This window comes from Bacillus sp. LR--39 (assembly GCF_053613335.1).
Map to the genome: position 1 here is coordinate 1 of NZ_JBSIOT010001402.1, position 555 is coordinate 555.

Genomic DNA, 555 nt, shown 5'->3' on the forward strand with positions numbered 1-555 from the left:
TTCGGTGCTTCATCTCTGCCGCTGAGGCGTTTGTAAATGTCACAACGAGAAGACGGTCTACATCTATTGGGTTTTCCTCCGCGGTGATTTTCCGAATCATTCGTTCAACGAGCACAGCGGTTTTACCAGAGCCTGCAGCCGCTGCCACAAGAATATCCTGGCCGGTTGAAACAATGGCATTCCATTGGTCATCTGTCCATGTGCTGTCTGCTGGTTTAGGAATGTTCATTGCCATCCGCCTCCTTTTTTATCCACTCAAGTATTGTCTTGTCCTTTTCAGCCTTTAATAGGCGATACTCGTTTTCTTCCAGTGATTCATCAAATTGGCATACTGATTTGAACGCACAGTATGTGCACGGCGTGTTGTTCTTCATTTTGTACGGCTCAATGGATACGCGTCCGTCGGTGATTTGTTCGCCCGCTTCCTGGAAGGTGCGGCGCACATGCTTTGTCAAAAGATCAAATTCCTTTTCACCGACTGCGGCCGAGTCTGATCTAAGAGATCCGTCTTTTTTCAAGCCGGCGTTTATGATATTTGAACGTCCCTCTTGAAGG

General features: G+C 47.6%; 2 protein-coding genes. Both read right to left on the reverse strand.

Annotation, left to right across the window (positions count from 1 at the left end; genetic code table 11):
- The coding region (locus ACWHAR_RS30760) for a UvrD-helicase domain-containing protein (protein WP_452088895.1) at positions 1 to 229 on the reverse strand (229 nt) is incomplete at its 3' end.
- Positions 216 to 555, reverse strand: a 340-nt coding sequence (locus ACWHAR_RS30765) for a PD-(D/E)XK nuclease family protein (RefSeq protein WP_452088896.1), incomplete at its 5' end; no start/stop codon positions are given. The genes ACWHAR_RS30760 and ACWHAR_RS30765, both read right to left, overlap by 14 nt.